Genomic DNA, 18,157 nt, shown 5'->3' on the forward strand with positions numbered 1-18,157 from the left:
GCCGGGGTCATGCACTGCCCTTAACCGACAACGCGGCGATGCCAGCGGGAGACGGTCATGAATGAGTTGATGAACATTTTCGGCCAGGTCCAGGGGCCGCAGAGCTTCGATCAGATCCGCATCCAGATCGCGAGCCCCGAGCGGATCCGGTCCTGGTCCTACGGCGAGATCAAGAAGCCGGAAACCATCAACTACCGCACCTTCAAGCCGGAGCGCGACGGCCTGTTCTGCGCCCGCATCTTCGGCCCGATCAAGGATTACGAGTGCTTGTGCGGCAAGTACAAGCGCATGAAGTATCGCGGCATCATCTGCGAGAAGTGCGGCGTCGAGGTCACGCTGTCGAAGGTCCGGCGCGAGCGCATGGGCCATATCGAGCTGGCCTCCCCCGTCGCGCACATCTGGTTCCTGAAGTCGCTGCCGAGCCGCATCGGCCTGCTGCTCGACATGACGCTCAAGGATCTGGAGCGCATCCTCTATTTCGAAAACTACGTCGTCATCGAGCCGGGCCTCACCCCGCTGAAGCTGCATTCGCTGCTCAGCGAGGAAGAGTACATGAACGCCCAGGACGAGTATGGCGAGGACGCCTTCACCGCGTCGATCGGTGCCGAAGCGCTGCGCATCATGCTGTCCGCGCTCGACCTCGACGAGGAGAAGAAGCGCTGCCGTGAGGATCTGCGCGACACCAACTCCGAAGCCAAGCGCAAGAAGCTGGTCAAGCGCCTGAAGCTGATCGACGCCTTCCTGGCCTCGCAGTCGCGCCCCGAATGGATGATCCTGGAAGTCATTCCGGTGATCCCGCCCGAGCTGCGTCCGCTGGTTCCGCTCGACGGCGGCCGTTTCGCCACGTCGGACCTGAACGACCTGTACCGCCGCGTCATCAACCGCAACAACCGCCTGAAGCGGCTGATCGAGTTGAAGGCGCCGGACATCATCGTCCGCAACGAGAAGCGCATGCTGCAGGAGGCCGTCGACGCTCTGTTCGACAACGGCCGCCGTGGCCGCGTCATCACCGGCGCCAACAAGCGTCCGCTGAAGTCGCTGTCCGACATGCTGAAGGGCAAGCAGGGCCGCTTCCGTCAGAACCTGCTCGGCAAGCGCGTCGACTATTCCGGCCGTTCGGTCATCGTCGTCGGTCCGGAGCTGAAGCTGCACCAGTGCGGCCTGCCGAAGAAGATGGCGCTGGAGCTGTTCAAGCCCTTCATCTACGCCAAGCTGGAGCTGTACGGCCTCGCCTCCACCATCAAGGCCGCCAAGCGGATGGTCGAGAAGGAGCGTCCCGAGGTGTGGGACATCCTGGAAGAGGTCATCCGCGAGCATCCGGTGATGCTGAACCGTGCGCCGACGCTGCACCGTCTCGGCATCCAGGCGTTCGAGCCGACGCTGATCGAAGGCAAGGCGATCCAGCTGCATCCGCTGGTCTGCACCGCCTTCAACGCCGACTTCGACGGCGACCAGATGGCCGTGCACGTTCCGCTGAGCCTCGAGGCCCAGCTGGAAGCGCGCGTCCTGATGATGTCGACCAACAACATCCTGTCGCCCGCCAACGGCAAGCCGATCATCGTGCCGTCGCAGGATATCGTCCTCGGCATCTACTACATCTCGATGGACCGCCCGAGTGAGAAGGGCGAGGGCATGGTGTTCGCCAACGTCTCGGAGATCGAGCAGGCGCTGAACGCCAAGGTCCTGTCGATCCATGCGAAGATCAAGGCGCGCTACGTCGGCGTGGACGACGAGGGCAACGAGCAGATCAGCATCGTCGAGACGACGCCGGGCCGCATGCTGCTGTCGGAACTGCTGCCGCGTCACCCGAAGGTGCCCTTCTCGCTGATCAACCGCGTCCTGACCAAGAAGGACGTCGGCAACGTCATCGACGCCGTCTATCGCCACTGCGGCCAGAAGGAGACGGTGATCTTCGCCGATCGCCTGATGAAGCTGGGCTTCGGCCACGCCTGCCGCGCCGGCATTTCCTTCGGCAAGGACGACATGGTCATCCCCGTTGCCAAGGAGAAGCTGGTCAACGAGTCGAAGGAGCGGGTGAAGGAGTTCGAGCAGCAGTATCTCGACGGCCTGATCACCCAGGGCGAGAAGTACAACAAGGTCGTCGACGTCTGGTCGGAGTGCACCGAAAAGGTCGCCTCCGAGATGATGAAGGCGATCTCGACCACCGAAGCCGGCAAGCCGGTCAACTCGGTGTACATGATGGCCCACTCCGGTGCGCGCGGTTCCGCCGCGCAGATCCGTCAGCTGGCCGGCATGCGCGGCCTCATGGCCAAGCCGTCGGGCGAGATCATTGAGACGCCGATCATCTCGAACTTCAAGGAAGGCCTGACCGTGCTGGAGTACTTCAACTCCACCCACGGCGCCCGCAAGGGTCTGGCCGACACCGCCTTGAAGACGGCGAACTCCGGTTACCTGACCCGCCGTCTGGTCGACGTGGCGCAGGACGCCATCATCGTCGAGCATGATTGCGGCACCGAGCGCGGCATCACCGTGAAGGCGGTGATCGACGGGGGCGAAGTCATCAGCCCGCTGGGCGACCGCATCCTCGGCCGCACCGTGGTCGGCGACGTGATCGACCCGCTGAACGGCGAGCTGATCGTCGAGGACGGCGGCCTGATCGACGAGCCGACGGTCGACCGCATCGAGCGGTCGGGCATCGACTCGGTGAAGATCCGCTCGGTCCTGACCTGCGAGACCCGCGACGGCGTCTGCGCCAAGTGCTACGGCCGTGACCTGGCCCGCGGCACGCTGGTCAACACCGGCGAGGCGGTCGGCGTCATCGCGGCGCAGTCGATCGGCGAGCCGGGCACCCAGCTGACGATGCGTACCTTCCACATCGGTGGTGCGGCGCAGCGCGGTGCGGAGCAGAGCCAGATCGAGGCGGCGTTCGATGCGACGGTGCGGATCAACAACCGCAACGTCGTCATGAACTCGTCCGGCATCCCGGTCGTCATGGGCCGCAGCACCGAAGTCATCCTGCTCGATGACCAGGGCCGCGAGCGGGCGCGTCACCGCGTGCCGTACGGTGCCAAGCTGCTGGCCGACGAGGGCGTGAAGGTCGAGCGCGGCGCCAAGCTGGCCGAGTGGGACCCGTACACCCTGCCGATCATCACGGAGCGTGCCGGTACCGCCCGCTACATCGACCTCGTGGAAGGCATCTCCATGCGCGAGGTGATGGACGAGGCGACGGGCATCAGCTCCAAGGTGGTGGTCGACTGGCGCCAGCAGCCGCGCGGTGCCGATCTGAAGCCGCGCATCGCGCTGGTGGACGAGCGGGGCGAGCTGATCACCCTGCCGAACGGACTGGAAGCCCGCTACTTCATGTCGGTGGACGCCATCCTGTCGGTGGAGAACGGTGCCGAGGTCCGGGCCGGCGACGTGCTGGCGCGTATCCCGCGCGAGTCGTCGAAGACCCGCGACATCACCGGCGGTCTGCCGCGCGTGGCCGAGCTGTTCGAGGCGCGTCGTCCGAAGGACTTCGCCATCATCTCGGAAATGAGCGGCCGCGTCGAATTCGGGAAGGACTACAAGACCAAGCGCCGCATCGTCGTCCGCAACGACGAGACCGGTGACGAGAAGGAGTATCTGATCCCGAAGGGCAAGCACATCTCCGTGCAGGAAGGCGATTACGTCGAGCGCGGCGATCTGCTGATGGACGGCAACCCGGTGCCGCACGACATCCTGGCGGTGATGGGTGTGGAGGCCTTGGCCGACTACCTGATCAACGAAATCCAGGACGTCTACCGACTGCAGGGCGTGAAGATCAACGACAAGCACATCGAGGTGATCGTTCGCCAGATGCTGCAGAAGGTCGAGATCACCGACGCCGGCGAGACCACCTTCCTGGTGGGCGAGCAGGTCGACCGTCAGGAGTTCGACGAGGAGAACGAGAAGACGGTCGCCGAGGGGCTGCAGCCGGCCCACGGCCACCCGGTTCTCCAGGGCATCACCAAGGCCAGCCTGCAGACGCGGTCCTTCATCTCGGCCGCGTCGTTCCAGGAAACCACCCGCGTCCTCACGGAAGCGGCCGTCGGCGGCAAGGTCGACAACCTGGAAGGCCTGAAGGAGAACGTCATCGTCGGCCGTCTGATCCCGGCCGGCACGGGCTCCGTGGTGAACCGCCTGAAGCTGATCGCCGCCGAGCGTGACCGCGAAGCGGCCCTGGAAGCCGGCGCTCCGGAGGAAACTCCGGCCCTGCCGACCCCGGGCGAGGAAAGCTCCGCGGCGTGATCCGTCGGGGCGATTGAGCAGGGGAGGGGGCGCGTTCCGCAAGGGACGCGCCCTTTTTCTTTTATTCAAACCGCCGCATAATGGACGGAGCAGATATTTGAACTAAGGTGGGCGCCATGGATAATTTATTGTTAGCAGACGACGAATTGGGCCAAGTGTCCGAGGACGTCGTCGGTGGTCTCATCGACCTCATCCAATTGCTGGAGCGCAAATATACTGACCTCGGTTCCTGGCAAGGAGAAACGTCGGCTATTGTTATTGAATATCTCTCAGGATATGTGTCGCATCATTCAGGCGTGTTCCGGACCGAAATTCCGGACGAATATGGTGCGCGGCAATGTAGTTGGTTCGTCGAGAGTCTAAAAAATGAAGTAAAGGGGAAGCTCGCAAGGGAGCAGATTGGTATGGCCCTCGCGCGCAAAGGAAGGGGCGACAATGTAAATCTGCCGCCGACATACAAGGAGCAAATTCGGGATCTTGTTTCTCGTATTAAATTAATTATTGATGACGCGGCAATACCGCCCGATCGTCATGATGACATCATGGCGAAACTCAATGCTTTTGCGGCCGAAATTGAGAAGAACCAAACTAACTTAGAAAAGCTTGGGAAGCTGTGGCTGTCGCTCACTAGGCATGCAGGTGAGGGCGCAAAGAACCTCGAGCCAGCCGTTCGGCTGATTGAACGGGTGCGCAAGATGATCGGAGGTGTTCAAGACGAGCAGGAAGCCGCCGAGGCTGCCGCAATCACCCAAGACATTCGTAAAAGGCTGCCGCCACCCAGTGCGTAACCATTCCGCCGTCTCGACGTGATTGTCTTCGCGGCAAGCCAAAGTCGAGCGAATGCCATAGCAAAGGCCGCTTGACTCCGCCCAAGCCTTTCCCTAAAGTCCGCGAACTTCAAAGGACGCCGGGGCTCTCCGTGCGTCCGCTTGAATCCACCGATCCCGCCGATCGGAGTCCTCCGGTCGGCTTTCGCTCATTCAGCCCGCTCGGAACGGCAACGTTTCGCAGGCGGGCTTTTGCTTCGTCCGGCTCGTCCGGCCGAGTGATCTTGAAGGGATGAAGGGCAGATATGCCGACGATCAACCAGTTGATCCGTAAGCCGCGCGAGCCGTTGGCCGCGCGCAACAAGGTTCCCGCGATGGAGGCCTGCCCGCAGAAGCGTGGCGTCTGCACTCGCGTTTATACCACCACCCCGAAGAAGCCGAACTCGGCGCTCCGTAAGGTCGCCCGCGTTCGTCTGACGAACGGCTTCGAGGTGACGAGCTACATCCCTGGTGAGGGCCACAACCTCCAGGAACACTCGGTGGTCATGATCCGCGGCGGTCGTGTGAAGGATCTTCCCGGCGTTCGCTACCACATCATTCGCGGCACGCTGGATACCCAGGGCGTCAAGGATCGTAAGCAGCGTCGTTCGAAGTACGGCGCGAAGCGTCCGAAGTAAGGAGAACTCACGATGTCCCGTCGTCATCGCGCCGAGAAGCGTGAAGTCCTGCCGGACGCCAAGTACGGCGACCGCGTCCTGACCAAGTTCATGAACTGCCTGATGCTGGACGGCAAGAAGTCGGCCGCCGAAGGCATCGTCTACGGTGCGCTCGGCCGCATCGAGGTCAAGACCAAGAACGACCCCGTTCAGGTCTTCCACGACGCCCTCGCCAACGTGAAGCCGCACCTGGAAGTCCGTTCGCGCCGCGTCGGCGGTGCGACCTACCAGGTTCCGGTCGAGGTCCGTTCGGACCGCGCCCAGGCTCTCGCCATCCGTTGGCTGATCAGCGCCGCCCGCGCCCGCTCGGAAAACACCATGACCGAGCGTCTGTCGGGTGAGCTGCTCGACGCTGCCAGCCAACGCGGCACCGCCGTGAAGAAGCGCGAAGATACGCACCGCATGGCGGAAGCCAACAAGGCGTTCTCGCACTACCGCTGGTAAGGTTCACGCCTGTCCTGGTGATTTTGCATGCCCCGTTCGCACGCCCTCGACCGTTACCGCAACATCGGCATCATGGCTCACATCGATGCCGGCAAGACGACGACGACCGAGCGCATCCTGTTCTACACCGGCAAGTCCTATCGCATGGGCGAGGTCAATGACGGCACCGCCGTCATGGACTGGATGGAGCAGGAGCAGGAACGGGGCATCACCATCACCTCGGCAGCAACGACCTGTTTCTGGCACGACCACCGCATCAACATCATCGACACGCCCGGCCACGTGGATTTCACCATAGAGGTCGAGCGGTCGTTGCGTGTCCTCGATGGCGCCGTCGCCATCTTCGACGCGGTTGCGGGGGTCGAGCCCCAGACCGAAACCGTGTGGCGGCAAGCCGACAAGTACGGCGTGCCGCGCATGGCCTTCGTCAACAAAATGGACCGCGTCGGGGCCGATTTCCCCAACTGCGTCGCCATGATGGCCGACCGGCTGGGCGTCAAGCCGCTGGTCCTGCAGCTTCCCATCGGCAGCGAGGCCGGCTTTTCCGGGATCGTCGATCTGGTCGCCATGCGCGCCACGATCTGGAAGGCCGAGACTCTCGGTGCCGAATTCGAACACACCGACATTCCCGATGATCTGGCAGAAGCGGCAGCAAGCGCCCGTCAGGCGCTGCTGGAGACTGTGCTCGATCTCGACGAGGCGGCGATGGCCGCCTATCTGGAGCGCGGCGAGGAGCCCGCGCCCGACGCCCTGCGCGCGCTGATCCGCAAGGGCACGATCTCCAATGCCGTGGTCCCCGTGCTCTGCGGCTCCGCCTTCCGCAACAAGGGCATCCAGCCGATGCTCGACGCGGTGGTCCACTATCTGCCGGCGCCGAACGACATCGGCGCGGTGATGGGCCATGCGGTCGGAGGCGACCGTTCGGAGGAGCGGGCGGCCAACGACAGCGCGCCGTTCTCGGGGCTCGCCTTCAAGGTGATGAACGATCCCTATGTCGGGACGCTCACCTTCTGCCGCATCTATTCCGGCACCGCGAGCGTCGGCGACTGGATGCTTAACCCGGTCAAGGGCGAGCGCGAGAAGATCGGCCGCATGCTGCTGATGCATGCCAACAGCCGCGAAGACATCGAGCGCGCCCACACCGGCGACATCGTGGCTTTCGCTGGCCTCGAGCACACCGCGACCGGCGATACCCTCTGTGATCCCGCCAAGCCCATCGTGCTGGAGCGGTTGGACGTTCCGGAGCCGGTGATCGAGATCGTGGTCGAGCCGCGGACCGAGGCCGACCAGGAAAAGATGGCGGCGGCGCTGAACCGGCTGGGCCACGAAGACCCGTCGATGCGCGTGTCGGTCGACCGTGAGAGCGGCCAGACCGTCATCCGTGGCATGGGTGAACTGCACCTCGACATCGTCGTCGACCGGATGAAGCGCGAATTCCGCGTCGATGCCTCCGTCGGCGCTCCCAAGGTGGCCTACCGCGAGACGGTGCTGCGCGCTGCCGAAGTGGACCACACCCATGCCCGCCAGACCGGCGACCGCGCACAGTTTGCGCGGGTGACGCTGAAGGTGGAGGCGCTGGACCGCGGCGCCGGCTTCGTGTTCGAGAACCGTGCGGCTTCCTTGCCGCGGGATTTCGTCGCCGGTGTGCAGCGCGGGCTGGAAGCCGCCAAGGACAGCGGTGTCGTTGCCGGATACCCGGTCGACGACGTCAAGGTGACTCTTGCCGGCGGCGAGGCCCACGACGTCGATTCCTCGCCGCTCGCCTTCGAGCTGGCGGCGCGGTCCGCCTTCCGCGAGGCTATGACAAAAGCCGCTCCGGTGCTGTTGGAACCGCTGATGCGGGTCGAAATCATCACGCCGGACGACTATATGGGCGACGTCATCGGCGACCTGAACGGTCGCCGCGGACAGATCACCGGCATGGACCAGCGCGGCAACGCGCGAATCGTCACGGGACTGGTTCCCTTGGCGGCCATGTTCGGCTATGTGAACTCCCTGCGCTCCATGAGTCAGGGCCGCGCGCAGTACAGCATGCAGTTCGACCATTATGAGCCGGTGCCACAGGCCATCGCGGACGGTGTCCGCGCCAAGGTGGCCTGAAGACCGCTGGAACGATTGAGAAACGGAGAGACCACCCCATGGCGAAGGCAAAGTTCGAGCGGAACAAGCCGCACTGCAACGTTGGCACGATCGGCCACGTCGACCACGGCAAGACGTCGCTGACGGCGGCGATCACGAAGGTGCTGGCGGAGTCCGGCGGCGCCACCTTCACCGCTTACGACCAGATCGACAAGGCGCCGGAAGAAAAGGCGCGCGGCATCACGATCTCGACCGCCCACGTCGAGTACGAGACGACCAACCGCCACTACGCGCACGTCGACTGCCCGGGCCACGCCGACTATGTGAAGAACATGATCACCGGTGCCGCCCAGATGGACGGCGCGATCCTGGTCGTGTCGGCCGCCGACGGCCCGATGCCGCAGACCCGCGAGCACATCCTGCTGGCGCGCCAGGTCGGCGTTCCGGCGCTGGTGGTGTTCATGAACAAGGTCGACATGGTCGACGATCCGGAGCTGCTGGAGCTGGTCGAGCTTGAAGTTCGCGAGCTGCTGTCCTCCTACCAGTTCCCGGGCGACGACATTCCGATCACCAAGGGCTCGGCGCTGTGCGCGCTGGAAGACCGTCAGCCGGAGATCGGCCGCGACGCCGTTCTGGCGCTGATGAAGACGGTGGACGAGTACATCCCGCAGCCGGAGCGTCCGAAGGACCGTCCGTTCCTGATGCCGATCGAAGACGTGTTCTCGATCTCGGGCCGCGGCACCGTGGTGACCGGCCGCGTCGAGCGCGGCATCGTGAAGGTCGGTGACGAAGTCGAGATCGTCGGCCTGAAGGCGACGGTGAAGACGACGGTGACCGGCGTCGAGATGTTCCGCAAGCTGCTCGATTCGGGTGAGGCCGGCGACAACATCGGCGCGCTGCTGCGCGGCACCAAGCGCGAGGACGTCGAGCGCGGTCAGGTTCTGGCCAAGCCGGGTTCGATCACCCCGCACACCAAGTTCAAGGCCGAAGCCTACATCCTGACGAAGGAAGAGGGCGGCCGTCACACCCCGTTCTTCACCAACTACCGTCCGCAGTTCTACTTCCGTACGACGGACGTGACGGGCATGGTCTCGCTGCCGGAAGGCGTCGAGATGGTGATGCCGGGCGACAACGTCGCGATGGAAGTGGCTCTGATCGCCCCGATCGCCATGGACGAAGGCCTGCGCTTCGCCATCCGCGAGGGTGGCCGTACCGTCGGCGCCGGCGTCGTTGCCCAGATCGTCGAGTGATGACCCATCCGGCAGCCGCCGCAAGGTGGTCGCCGGAGAGGGGAGGGTAGGGCGGCGGGAGCGATCCCGCCGCCGGTTGCAAGAGACGGGTCGTCTTCCCCGCGCAAGCAGGAAGGGCGACCCGCCCGGTTCTAGCCATCGGGCGTCGGTGTTCGGGGCCGTCCGCCTGTCAATCCAGCTTCCTCCGATCCGGGGGGACGATTCAGGATTGACATGCGGGCGCTGAACGCCTAGAGATTACGCCCTCTGGATTTTGGGTTGGTGGTAGGCAGCTTCGGCCTAGACGCAGCCCGAGACGAACAGCTCAGGCGCGCCTCCACGGGGGCGCGCCGACTGCTGAACGGAACATCCCCTTCGCGCCCGGTGCGCAGGGGATGTTCTTTTTCGTATCGGCCCGTCGCATCGGTCACAGTGTCGCCCGTCGGCCCCGCTTCGGTGGTTCGGCGCGCGGCCTTGTGCTGTCGGCGAAGCCCCAAAGCAGCTCGTGGAGTTCCGGTGACGCGTCCGCGTCATCGCTAAAAGGTGCAAGGGACGTTTGGACATGGACAGCCAGAACATCCGCATCCGTCTGAAGGCGTTCGATCATCGCGTGCTCGACCAGTCGACCAGCGAGATCGTCAACACCGCCAAGCGGACCGGCGCGCGCGTGCGGGGCCCGATCCCCCTGCCGACGCACATCGAAAAGTTCACCGTGAACCGCTCGCCGCACATCGACAAGAAGTCGCGTGAGCAGTTCGAGATCCGCACCCACAAGCGCCTGCTCGACATCGTCGATCCGACGCCGCAGACCGTGGATGCGCTGATGAAGCTCGACCTCGCCGCCGGCGTCGATGTCGAGATCAAGCTCTGATTTTGGTTGGTAAGGGACCTCTCCGGTAAGCGGATGTCCCTGGTCAGGAGATAAAGAACAATGCGATCCGGTTTGATCGCGCAGAAGGTCGGCATGACCCGCGTCTTTACGGACGACGGCCAGCATGTTCCGGTCACTGTGCTGAAAGTCGACAGCTGCCAGGTCGTCGCCGTTCGCACCGAGGAAAAGGATGGCTACACCGCCGTCCAGCTCGGCGCGGGCGCCATCAAGGTCAAGAACGTCAACAAGCCTGAGCGTGGGCATTTCGCCAAGGCGCGTGTGGAACCGAAGCGCAAGCTCGTCGAGTTCCGCGTCGATGCCGATGCCCTGATCGAAGTCGGCGCCGAGCTGTCGGCCGCCCATTTCGTCGCCGGCCAGTACGTCGACGTCACCGGCACCTCCATCGGCAAGGGCTTTGCCGGTGCGATGAAGCGCTGGAACTTCGGTGGTCTGCGCGCCACGCACGGCGTGTCGGTGTCGCACCGCTCGCACGGTTCGACGGGTAACCGTCAGGACCCCGGCAAGGTCTTCAAGAACAAGAAGATGGCCGGTCATCTCGGTGACGAGAGGGTTACGGTCCTGAACCTTCAGGTCGTCGCCGTCGACGAAGCTCGTGGTCTGATCATGCTCAAGGGTGCCGTCCCCGGCGCCGAGGGCGGTTGGCTGCGCATCCGTGACGCCGTCAAGAAGAAGGCTCCGGAAGGCCTGCCCTTCCCGGCCGGCATCAAGTCTGCTCCGGCGGCGGAAGCCCCGGCCGAGACGCAGGAGTGAGCGCCATGAAGGCCACGATCAAGAACCTGAACAACGAAGCCGTCGGCGAGATCGAGCTGTCGGATGCCGTGTTCGGCCTGCCGACCCGCACCGACCTGCTGGCCCGTATGGTGAACTGGCAGCTGGCCAAGCGCCGCTCCGGTAACCACAAGACCAAGGGCATCAGCGAGATCAGCGGCACGACCAAGAAGCCCTACTCGCAGAAGGGCACCGGTCGCGCTCGTCAGGGCTCCATCCGTTCGCCGCAGTTCCGCGGCGGTGCGACCATCTTCGGTCCGGTCGTGCGGTCGCACGCCCATGACCTGACGAAGAAGGTCCGCAAGCTGGCGCTCAAGACTGCCCTGTCGGCCAAGGCCGCCGAGGGCAAGCTGATCGTTCTCGAGGCTGCCGCTGCCGAGACGCACAAGACCAAGGAACTGGCTGCCCGTCTGGCCACCCTCGGCCTGACGTCCGCGCTGATCATCGACGGCTCGAACCTGGACGAGAACTTCGCCAAGGCTTCGCGCAACATCCCGTTGATCGACGTGCTGCCGGAGCAGGGCGCCAACGTCTACGACATTCTCCGCCGCGACACGCTGGTCCTGACCCGCAACGCGGTCGAGCAACTGGAGGCTCGCCTGAAATGAGCAAGCAGTCGAAACCTGCGGTGAGCCAGGAGCGGATGTACGACCTGATCCTCGCTCCCGTCATCACCGAGAAGTCGACGTTGGTGTCGGAGCACAACCAGGTGACGTTCCGCGTGCCGCTCACGGCCTCCAAGCCGGAGATCAAGGCCGCCGTTGAAGGTCTCTTCAACGTCAAGGTGACCGCGGTCAACACCCTGGTTTCCAAGGGCAAGACCAAGCGGTTCCGCGGCACCATCGGCCGTCGCTCGGACTTCAAGAAGGCCGTCGTCACCCTCGCCGAGGGTAACAAGATCGACGTGACCACGGGCATCTGAGCGGGAGTGTGATCCGATGGCTCTGAAGCAATACCGCCCGATTACGCCGTCGCTCCGTCAGCTGGTCATCGTCGACCGCTCGGAGCTGTGGAAGGGCAAGCCGGTCAAGACCCTCACCGAGGGCCTGACCAAGTCTGGTGGCCGCAACAACACCGGCCGCATCACTGCGCGCCGCATGGGTGGCGGTCATAAGCGGACCTATCGTCTGGTGGACTTCAAGCGTCGCAAGTTCGACGTTCCGGCCACCGTCGAGCGGCTCGAATACGATCCGAACCGCACGGCCTTCATCGCGCTGATCAAGTACCAGGATGGGACTCTGTCCTACATCCTGGCGCCGCAGCGCCTGAAGGTCGGCGACACGGTCGTTTCGGGCGAGCGCGTCGACGTGAAGCCCGGCAACGCCATGCCGCTGAAGAACATCCCCGTCGGTTCGATCGTGCACAACGTCGAGCTGAAGGCCGGCAAGGGTGGTCAGGTGGCTCGGTCCGCCGGTACCTACCTGCAGCTGGTCGGCCGCGACGGCGGCTACGCCCAGCTGAAGCTGCCGTCCGGCGAGCTGCGCATGGTTCGCGGCGAGTGCATGGCCACCCTCGGTGCCGTGTCCAACCCGGACCAGATGAACACCAACCTGGGCAAGGCCGGCCGCAACCGCTGGCTGGGCAAGCGTCCGTCGGTCCGTGGCGTCGCCATGAACCCGATCGACCACCCGCACGGTGGTGGTGAGGGTCGCACCTCGGGCGGCCGTCATCCGGTCACGCCGTGGGGCAAGCCGACCAAGGGCAAGAAGACTCGTCACAACAAGAAGACGGATGGCCTGATCCTGCGCCGCCGTCATTCGAAGTAAGGAGGTCGAACGATGGCACGCTCCGTTTGGAAGGGCCCGTTCGTCGACGGCTATCTGCTGAAGAAGGCGGACAAGAGCCGGGCTTCGGGCCGCAACGAGATCATCAAGATCTGGTCGCGTCGTTCGACCATCCTGCCGCAGTTCGTCGGTCTGACGTTCGGCGTCTACAACGGCCACAAGTTCCTGCCGGTTCTGGTTACCGAGCACATGATCGGTCACAAGTTCGGCGAGTTCGCTCCGACGCGGACCTTCTATGGCCACGCGGCGGACAAGAAGGCGAAGAGGAAGTAAGCCATGGGCAAGTCTGCCAATCCCAGCCGGATCGCGGAGAACGAGGCTCTGGCCCGCAATCCGATGATCCGCACCAGCCCGCGGAAGCTCAACCTCGTCGCCCAGCTGATCCGGAACATGGATGCCAGCCGCGCCGTGGCCGAGCTGACCTTCTCCAAGCGCCGCATCGCCGGCGAGGTGAAGAAGGTTCTGCAGGCCGCGATCGCGAACGCCGAGAACAACCACCAGCTCGACGTCGACCGTCTGTACGTGTCGTCGGCGACTGTCGGTCGCGCTCTGGTGATGAAGCGCTTCCACGCCCGTGCCCGCGGTCGCGGCGCCCGGGTCGAGAAGCTGTTCAGCAACCTGACGATCATCGTTCGCGAGCGTGACGCCGCCGTTGCCGAGGGGGCCGAGTAATGGGTCAGAAAATCAATCCGATCGGGCTGCGCCTCGGCATCAACCGGACCTGGGACAGCCGTTGGTTCGCCAAGCGCGACTACGCCAATCTGCTGCACCAGGACCTGAAGCTGCGCGGCTATCTGCAGGGTCGCCTGCAGCAGGCCGGTTGCTCGCGCGTTGTCATCGAACGTCCGGCCAAGAAGGCCCGCATCACCATCCACTCGGCCCGTCCGGGCGTGGTGATCGGCAAGAAGGGCGCGGACATCGAGAAGCTGCGTCAAGAGCTGTCGAAGATGACCGGCAGCGAGGTGAGCCTGAACATCGTCGAGATCCGCAAGCCGGAGATCGATGCTCGCCTCATCGCCGAGAACATCGCCAGCCAGCTCGAGCGCCGCGTGGCATTTCGTCGCGCCATGAAGCGCGCCGTGCAGTCCGCCATGCGTCTGGGCGCCCAGGGCATCCGGATCAACTGCTCGGGCCGTCTCGGCGGTGCGGAAATCGCCCGCATGGAGTGGTACCGCGAGGGCCGCGTTCCGCTGCACACCCTGCGCGCCGACATCGACTACGGTGTGGGCACCGCGAAGACCACCTACGGCACCTGCGGTGTCAAGGTGTGGGTGTTCAAGGGCGAGGTCATGGCTCACGACCCGATGGCGCAGGACAAGCGCATGGGTTCCGAGCCGGTGTCGACCGACGGCGAGCCGCGCCGCGATCGTCACGATCGCCGCGACCGTCGCGAGCGCTCCGAGCGCTCCGAACGCGAGTAAAGGGGCCGAGCGATGCTTTCTCCCAAGCGCACGAAATTCCGTAAGGCCCACAAGGGCCGCATCCACGGCAACGCCAAGGGCGGCACCGCCCTGAATTTCGGCTCCTTCGGCCTGAAGGCCCTGGAGCCGGAGCGCATCACCGCCCGGCAGATCGAAGCGGCCCGCCGCGCGATCACCCGTGCGATGAAGCGTCAGGGCCGCGTCTGGATCCGCATTTTCCCGGACCTCCCGGTCTCCACCAAGCCCGCCGAAGTCCGCATGGGTTCCGGTAAGGGTTCGCCGGAGTACTGGGCGGCCCGCGTGAAGCCCGGCCGCATCCTGTTTGAACTGGACGGCGTGCCGGCAGATGTGGCAAAAACCGCCTTCGCTCTGGCGGCCGCGAAGCTGCCGATCAAGGTGAAGCTGGTGACCCGCCTGGGCGGTGTCGAGGAGACCGCGGCATGAAGGCCGTAGACATTCGTACGAAGAGCGCGGATGAGCTGAACGATCAGCTCCTCCAGCTCAAGAAGGAACAGTTCAACCTGCGTTTCCAGAAGGCCTCCGGCCAGCTGGAGAACACCGCGCGGGTGAACACGGTGCGCCGCGACATCGCCCGCATCAAGACCATCCTCGGCGAGCGTGCCCGCTCCGCCGACGCCGGCAAGTAAGGGGGATCATCCATGCCTCGCCGCGTTCTGCAGGGCACGGTGGTCAGCGACAAGTGCGACAAGACCGTTACGGTTCTTGTCGAGCGCCGTGTCATGCACCCCGTGTACAAGAAGTTCATTCGTCAGTCGAAGAAGTACGCCGCCCACGACGAGGGCAACCTGTTCAAGGTCGGCGATACCGTTTCGATCATCGAATGCCGCCCGATCTCGAAGTCCAAGCGTTGGACGGTCGTGACGGAGTCCGCCGCCGACAGCGGCGCCGCGTGATAACGAAAGGTCGTAAACAATGATCCAGATGCAAACCAACCTGGAAGTCGCCGATAACAGCGGGGCGCGCCGGGTGCAGTGCATCAAGGTGCTTGGCGGGTCCAAGCGGAAGGTCGCGACCGTGGGCGACGTCATCGTCGTCTCGGTCAAGGAGGCCATTCCGAAGGGCCGCGTCAAGAAGGGCGACGTGCATCGCGCCGTCATCGTCCGCACCGCGAAGGAACTGCGTCGGGAGGACGGGTCGGCGATCCGTTTCGACCGCAACGCCGCCGTGCTGATCAACAAGCAGGGCGAGCCGATCGGCACCCGTATTTTCGGGCCGGTCACTCGTGAGCTTCGCGGCAAGAAGTTCATGAAGATCATCTCGCTGGCGCCGGAGGTGCTGTAATGGCCGCCAAGATCAAGACCAAGGACAAGGTCGTTGTCCTGACCGGCCGTGACAAGGGCAAGACCGGCGAGGTGTTGAAGGTTTTCCCGAAGGAGAACCGTGCCGTTGTGCAGGGCGTGAACGTGGTGAAGAAGCACCAGCGTGCCAGCGCTCGCTCGCAGGGTGGCATCATCGAGATGGAGGCGCCGATCAACGTCTCCAACCTCGCTCACGTCGATCCCAAGGATGGCAAGCCGACCCGCGTCGGTTTCAAGATCCTTGAGGATGGCCGCAAGGTGCGTGTCGCCAAGCGGTCCGGCGAAGTCATTGACCTGTGAGGGCCCGGGCATGACCGCACGTCTCAAAGAAGTTTACGATTCCAAGATCCGCGCCGCTCTGAAGTCGGAATTCGGCTATAAGAACGACCTGGAAGTTCCGCGGATCGAGAAGATCGTGGTCAACATGGGTGTCGGCGAGGCTGTCGCCGACTCCAAAAAGATCCAGCTCGCCGTGGCCGAGATGGCCGCCATCACCGGCCAGAAGCCGGTGGTGACCAAGTCGCGCAAGTCGATCGCCCAGTTCAAGCTGCGCGAAGGCATGGCGATCGGCTGCAAGGTCACGCTCCGTCGCGACCGCATGTACGAGTTCCTGGATCGCCTGGTGACGATTGCGTTGCCGCGCGTCCGTGACTTCCGCGGCATCCCGGGTGACAGCTTCGACGGCCGTGGCAACTACGCCATGGGCGTCAAGGAGCAGATCATTTTCCCGGAGATCGATTACGACAAGATCGATCAGATCCGCGGCATGGACATCATCATCGTCACTACGGCGAAGACCGACCAGGAAGCCAAGGCTCTCCTGAAGGGCTTCGACATGCCGTTCGTGAGCTGAGGCTGGAGCACGACCATGGCTAAGACCAGTGCCATCGAAAAGAACAAGCGTCGCGCCAAGCTGGCCAAGCAGTACGCGAACAAGCGTGCGCGCCTGAAGGCAATCGCGAACGACAAGTCCCTCCCGCCGGAAGAGCAATTCGCTGCCCGCCTCAAGCTGGCCGAACTGCCGCGCAACTCCTCGAAGGTGCGCATCCGGAACCGCTGCGAAATGACCGGGCGTCCGCGCGCGTTCTATCGCAAGTTCAAGCTGTCCCGCGTCACGCTCCGCGAACTGGCCTCGACCGGCCAGATCCCGGGCATGACGAAGTCGAGCTGGTAAGGAGGGTCCGAGAATGTCTTTGAGCGATCCGCTCGGCGATATGCTGACCCGCATCCGCAACGGTCAGCACGCCCGCATGTCCGTTGTGGTTTCCCCGGCGTCGAAGCTGCGCGTCAACGTCCTGGAAGTTCTGAAGCGTGAAGGCTTCATCCGCGGCTGGTCCGAGGAAGAACTGCGTCCGGGCGTCAAGAACCTGAAGATCGAGCTGAAGTACCACGAAGGCGAGCCTGTCATTAAGCAGATCGCCCGTGTGTCCAAGCCCGGCCGTCGCGTCTACTCGAAGATCGCCGACCTGCCCCGTGTCTACAACGGGCTGGGTCTGTCGATCCTGTCGACCCCGCGCGGTGTGATGTCGGACAATGAGGCCCGCGCCGCCAACGTCGGCGGTGAAGTCCTCTGCCGCGTGTTCTAAGGGGGATTGGCAGATGTCGCGCATTGGCAAGCATCCCGTGCCGGTCCCGGCTGGCGTCGACGTGAAGGTCGACGGTCAGCAGGTGACGGCCAAGGGCAAGCTGGGGCAACTCAGCCTGACCCTGATCGACGACATCACCGCCTCGCTGGAAGACGGCAAGGTGGTGGTGAAGCCGGCAAACGACAGCAAGCGCGCCCGCGTCATGTGGGCGACCTCGCGCACCCTGATCAACAACATGGTCACCGGTGTCAGCCAGGGCTTCACGATCAACCTCGAGATCAACGGCGTCGGTTACCGCGCGGCCGTGCAGGGCAAGGAGCTGGTCATGCAGCTCGGCTTTTCGCACGACGTGAAGTACCCGATCCCGGAAGGCATCACGATCAAGTGCGACAAGCCGACGGCCATTTCGGTCAGCGGCTATGACAAGCACAAGGTCGGCCAGGTGGCTGCCGAGATCCGCGGCTGGAAGAAGCCGGAGCCCTACAAGGGCAAGGGCATCAAGTACGAGACCGAAACCGTCCTGCGCAAGGAAGGTAAGAAGAAGTAACCGCCATGCTGAAGCCAAAGCAACTCCACGAGCGCCGCAAGCAGCGCGTGCGCGCGCAGATTGCCAAGAAGGCCGGCGGGCGTGTTCGCCTCTCGGTCTTCCGGTCGAATCTGCACATCTACGCCCAGATCATCGACGACGAAAACGGCAAGACGCTCGCGTCCGCCTCGTCGCTCGAGAAGGAGCTGCGCGAGCAGCTCAAGCACGGCGGCAACGTCGATGCTGCCAAGCGCATCGGCGAGCTGATCGCCGAGCGCGCCAAGGCCGCTGGGATTACCGAGGTCGTCTTCGATCGCGGTGGGTACATTTACCATGGCCGGGTCAAGGCCCTGGCCGACGCCGCCCGCGAGGGCGGGCTGTCGTTCTAAGGAGGCC

At 64.2% G+C, this 18,157-nt stretch carries 24 protein-coding genes; all 24 read left to right on the forward strand.

All coding sequences use genetic code 11. The annotated features are described in order from the left end of the window. Window positions 1–57: 57 nt before the first annotated feature. The 24 genes from rpoC to rplR all read left to right on the forward strand — a co-directional run bounded on the left by rpoC (window position 58) and on the right by rplR (window position 18,150). A complete protein-coding gene (gene rpoC / locus AZOLI_RS01915; RefSeq protein WP_014246884.1) occupies window positions 58–4,230 on the forward strand; it encodes a DNA-directed RNA polymerase subunit beta' in 4,173 nt (1,390 codons plus the stop codon). Between the two features lie 116 nt (window positions 4,231–4,346). Further along, on the forward strand, window positions 4,347–5,018 hold the full coding sequence (locus tag AZOLI_RS32235; RefSeq protein ID WP_162487947.1) for a hypothetical protein: 672 nt from the start codon (window positions 4,347–4,349) through the stop codon (window positions 5,016–5,018). 284 nt (window positions 5,019–5,302) lie between these two features. After that, on the forward strand, window positions 5,303–5,674 hold the full coding sequence (gene rpsL / locus AZOLI_RS01920; RefSeq protein ID WP_012973201.1) for a 30S ribosomal protein S12: 372 nt from the start codon (window positions 5,303–5,305) through the stop codon (window positions 5,672–5,674). Between the two features lie 12 nt (window positions 5,675–5,686). Then, window positions 5,687–6,157 (forward strand): 30S ribosomal protein S7, encoded by a 471-nt coding sequence (gene rpsG, locus AZOLI_RS01925; protein ID WP_012973202.1) that lies wholly within the window; start codon window positions 5,687–5,689, stop codon window positions 6,155–6,157. Between the two features lie 27 nt (window positions 6,158–6,184). Then, a complete protein-coding gene (fusA, locus tag AZOLI_RS01930) occupies window positions 6,185–8,257 on the forward strand; it encodes an elongation factor G (RefSeq protein ID WP_014246886.1) in 2,073 nt (690 codons plus the stop codon). Between the two features lie 38 nt (window positions 8,258–8,295). After that, window positions 8,296–9,486, forward strand: coding sequence for an elongation factor Tu (gene tuf, locus AZOLI_RS01935; protein WP_014246887.1), 1,191 nt, complete (start codon window positions 8,296–8,298; stop codon window positions 9,484–9,486). A gap of 541 nt (window positions 9,487–10,027) precedes the next feature. Continuing rightward, window positions 10,028–10,336 carry a 30S ribosomal protein S10 gene (rpsJ, locus tag AZOLI_RS01940; protein WP_012973204.1) on the forward strand — a complete coding sequence of 103 codons (309 nt, stop codon included), beginning with the start codon at window positions 10,028–10,030 and terminating at the stop codon, window positions 10,334–10,336. A 60-nt stretch (window positions 10,337–10,396) separates the two neighbouring features. Continuing rightward, window positions 10,397–11,107, forward strand: a complete 711-nt coding sequence (gene rplC / locus AZOLI_RS01945; RefSeq protein WP_044549480.1) for a 50S ribosomal protein L3 — start codon at window positions 10,397–10,399, stop codon at window positions 11,105–11,107. A gap of 5 nt (window positions 11,108–11,112) precedes the next feature. Beyond that, entirely contained in the window at window positions 11,113–11,733 is a 621-nt protein-coding gene (gene rplD / locus AZOLI_RS01950) for a 50S ribosomal protein L4 (RefSeq protein ID WP_044549482.1), read from the forward strand. Further along, window positions 11,730–12,047 (forward strand): 50S ribosomal protein L23, encoded by a 318-nt coding sequence (locus AZOLI_RS01955; protein WP_012973207.1) that lies wholly within the window; start codon window positions 11,730–11,732, stop codon window positions 12,045–12,047. Before rplD ends, AZOLI_RS01955 begins: the two co-directional genes overlap by 4 nt. Window positions 12,048–12,063: 16 nt before the next feature. Further along, on the forward strand, window positions 12,064–12,891 hold the full coding sequence (gene rplB, locus AZOLI_RS01960; RefSeq protein WP_014246891.1) for a 50S ribosomal protein L2: 828 nt from the start codon (window positions 12,064–12,066) through the stop codon (window positions 12,889–12,891). A gap of 12 nt (window positions 12,892–12,903) precedes the next feature. Next, window positions 12,904–13,182 carry a 30S ribosomal protein S19 gene (gene rpsS, locus AZOLI_RS01965; protein WP_012973209.1) on the forward strand — a complete coding sequence of 93 codons (279 nt, stop codon included), beginning with the start codon at window positions 12,904–12,906 and terminating at the stop codon, window positions 13,180–13,182. Between the two features lie 3 nt (window positions 13,183–13,185). Further along, window positions 13,186–13,581, forward strand: a complete 396-nt coding sequence (gene rplV / locus AZOLI_RS01970) for a 50S ribosomal protein L22 (protein WP_014246892.1) — start codon at window positions 13,186–13,188, stop codon at window positions 13,579–13,581. Then, complete coding sequence (rpsC, locus tag AZOLI_RS01975) at window positions 13,581–14,330, forward strand: 30S ribosomal protein S3 (protein ID WP_014246893.1); 750 nt, start codon at window positions 13,581–13,583, stop codon at window positions 14,328–14,330. Before rplV ends, rpsC begins: the two co-directional genes overlap by 1 nt. Window positions 14,331–14,342: 12 nt before the next feature. Then, the gene (rplP, locus tag AZOLI_RS01980) at window positions 14,343–14,774 is read left to right on the forward strand and encodes a 50S ribosomal protein L16 (protein WP_014246894.1); all 432 of its coding nucleotides are present in this window, start codon (window positions 14,343–14,345) and stop codon (window positions 14,772–14,774) included. Beyond that, window positions 14,771–14,977, forward strand: a complete 207-nt coding sequence (gene rpmC, locus AZOLI_RS01985; RefSeq protein WP_012973213.1) for a 50S ribosomal protein L29 — start codon at window positions 14,771–14,773, stop codon at window positions 14,975–14,977. Before rplP ends, rpmC begins: the two co-directional genes overlap by 4 nt. A gap of 12 nt (window positions 14,978–14,989) precedes the next feature. Further along, entirely contained in the window at window positions 14,990–15,244 is a 255-nt protein-coding gene (gene rpsQ, locus AZOLI_RS01990) for a 30S ribosomal protein S17 (protein ID WP_014246895.1), read from the forward strand. A gap of 19 nt (window positions 15,245–15,263) precedes the next feature. Continuing rightward, window positions 15,264–15,632 carry a 50S ribosomal protein L14 gene (gene rplN / locus AZOLI_RS01995; protein ID WP_012973215.1) on the forward strand — a complete coding sequence of 123 codons (369 nt, stop codon included), beginning with the start codon at window positions 15,264–15,266 and terminating at the stop codon, window positions 15,630–15,632. Beyond that, a complete protein-coding gene (gene rplX, locus AZOLI_RS02000) occupies window positions 15,632–15,949 on the forward strand; it encodes a 50S ribosomal protein L24 (protein WP_014246896.1) in 318 nt (105 codons plus the stop codon). The genes rplN and rplX overlap by 1 nt, the downstream gene beginning before the upstream one ends. 10 nt (window positions 15,950–15,959) lie before the next feature. Further along, window positions 15,960–16,502, forward strand: a complete 543-nt coding sequence (rplE, locus tag AZOLI_RS02005; RefSeq protein WP_014246897.1) for a 50S ribosomal protein L5 — start codon at window positions 15,960–15,962, stop codon at window positions 16,500–16,502. 15 nt (window positions 16,503–16,517) lie between these two features. Beyond that, window positions 16,518–16,823, forward strand: a complete 306-nt coding sequence (rpsN, locus tag AZOLI_RS02010) for a 30S ribosomal protein S14 (protein WP_014246898.1) — start codon at window positions 16,518–16,520, stop codon at window positions 16,821–16,823. Window positions 16,824–16,836: 13 nt separating this feature from the next. Continuing rightward, on the forward strand, window positions 16,837–17,235 hold the full coding sequence (gene rpsH, locus AZOLI_RS02015) for a 30S ribosomal protein S8 (protein WP_042694090.1): 399 nt from the start codon (window positions 16,837–16,839) through the stop codon (window positions 17,233–17,235). 13 nt (window positions 17,236–17,248) lie between these two features. After that, on the forward strand, window positions 17,249–17,782 hold the full coding sequence (gene rplF / locus AZOLI_RS02020) for a 50S ribosomal protein L6 (RefSeq protein ID WP_014246900.1): 534 nt from the start codon (window positions 17,249–17,251) through the stop codon (window positions 17,780–17,782). Window positions 17,783–17,787: 5 nt separating this feature from the next. Further along, window positions 17,788–18,150 carry a 50S ribosomal protein L18 gene (rplR, locus tag AZOLI_RS02025; protein ID WP_014246901.1) on the forward strand — a complete coding sequence of 121 codons (363 nt, stop codon included), beginning with the start codon at window positions 17,788–17,790 and terminating at the stop codon, window positions 18,148–18,150. Window positions 18,151–18,157 lie beyond the last annotated feature (7 nt).

This window comes from Azospirillum lipoferum 4B (assembly GCF_000283655.1).
Taxonomy (GTDB): Bacteria; Pseudomonadota; Alphaproteobacteria; order Azospirillales; family Azospirillaceae; genus Azospirillum; species Azospirillum lipoferum_C.

Bases quoted from the DNA above. Each gene is read 5' to 3' on its own strand.
- rpoC (WP_014246884.1), top strand. From the start codon at position 58: ATGAATGAGTTGATGAACATTTTCGGCCAGGTCCAGGGGCCGCAGAGC.
- AZOLI_RS32235 (WP_162487947.1), top strand. From the start codon at position 4,347: ATGGATAATTTATTGTTAGCAGACGACGAATTGGGCCAAGTGTCCGAG.
- rpsL (WP_012973201.1), top strand. From the start codon at position 5,303: ATGCCGACGATCAACCAGTTGATCCGTAAGCCGCGCGAGCCGTTGGCC.
- rpsG (WP_012973202.1), top strand. From the start codon at position 5,687: ATGTCCCGTCGTCATCGCGCCGAGAAGCGTGAAGTCCTGCCGGACGCC.
- fusA (WP_014246886.1), top strand. From the start codon at position 6,185: ATGCCCCGTTCGCACGCCCTCGACCGTTACCGCAACATCGGCATCATG.
- tuf (WP_014246887.1), top strand. From the start codon at position 8,296: ATGGCGAAGGCAAAGTTCGAGCGGAACAAGCCGCACTGCAACGTTGGC.
- rpsJ (WP_012973204.1), top strand. From the start codon at position 10,028: ATGGACAGCCAGAACATCCGCATCCGTCTGAAGGCGTTCGATCATCGC.
- rplC (WP_044549480.1), top strand. From the start codon at position 10,397: ATGCGATCCGGTTTGATCGCGCAGAAGGTCGGCATGACCCGCGTCTTT.
- rplD (WP_044549482.1), top strand. From the start codon at position 11,113: ATGAAGGCCACGATCAAGAACCTGAACAACGAAGCCGTCGGCGAGATC.
- AZOLI_RS01955 (WP_012973207.1), top strand. From the start codon at position 11,730: ATGAGCAAGCAGTCGAAACCTGCGGTGAGCCAGGAGCGGATGTACGAC.
- rplB (WP_014246891.1), top strand. From the start codon at position 12,064: ATGGCTCTGAAGCAATACCGCCCGATTACGCCGTCGCTCCGTCAGCTG.
- rpsS (WP_012973209.1), top strand. From the start codon at position 12,904: ATGGCACGCTCCGTTTGGAAGGGCCCGTTCGTCGACGGCTATCTGCTG.
- rplV (WP_014246892.1), top strand. From the start codon at position 13,186: ATGGGCAAGTCTGCCAATCCCAGCCGGATCGCGGAGAACGAGGCTCTG.
- rpsC (WP_014246893.1), top strand. From the start codon at position 13,581: ATGGGTCAGAAAATCAATCCGATCGGGCTGCGCCTCGGCATCAACCGG.
- rplP (WP_014246894.1), top strand. From the start codon at position 14,343: ATGCTTTCTCCCAAGCGCACGAAATTCCGTAAGGCCCACAAGGGCCGC.
- rpmC (WP_012973213.1), top strand. From the start codon at position 14,771: ATGAAGGCCGTAGACATTCGTACGAAGAGCGCGGATGAGCTGAACGAT.
- rpsQ (WP_014246895.1), top strand. From the start codon at position 14,990: ATGCCTCGCCGCGTTCTGCAGGGCACGGTGGTCAGCGACAAGTGCGAC.
- rplN (WP_012973215.1), top strand. From the start codon at position 15,264: ATGATCCAGATGCAAACCAACCTGGAAGTCGCCGATAACAGCGGGGCG.
- rplX (WP_014246896.1), top strand. From the start codon at position 15,632: ATGGCCGCCAAGATCAAGACCAAGGACAAGGTCGTTGTCCTGACCGGC.
- rplE (WP_014246897.1), top strand. From the start codon at position 15,960: ATGACCGCACGTCTCAAAGAAGTTTACGATTCCAAGATCCGCGCCGCT.
- rpsN (WP_014246898.1), top strand. From the start codon at position 16,518: ATGGCTAAGACCAGTGCCATCGAAAAGAACAAGCGTCGCGCCAAGCTG.
- rpsH (WP_042694090.1), top strand. From the start codon at position 16,837: ATGTCTTTGAGCGATCCGCTCGGCGATATGCTGACCCGCATCCGCAAC.
- rplF (WP_014246900.1), top strand. From the start codon at position 17,249: ATGTCGCGCATTGGCAAGCATCCCGTGCCGGTCCCGGCTGGCGTCGAC.
- rplR (WP_014246901.1), top strand. From the start codon at position 17,788: ATGCTGAAGCCAAAGCAACTCCACGAGCGCCGCAAGCAGCGCGTGCGC.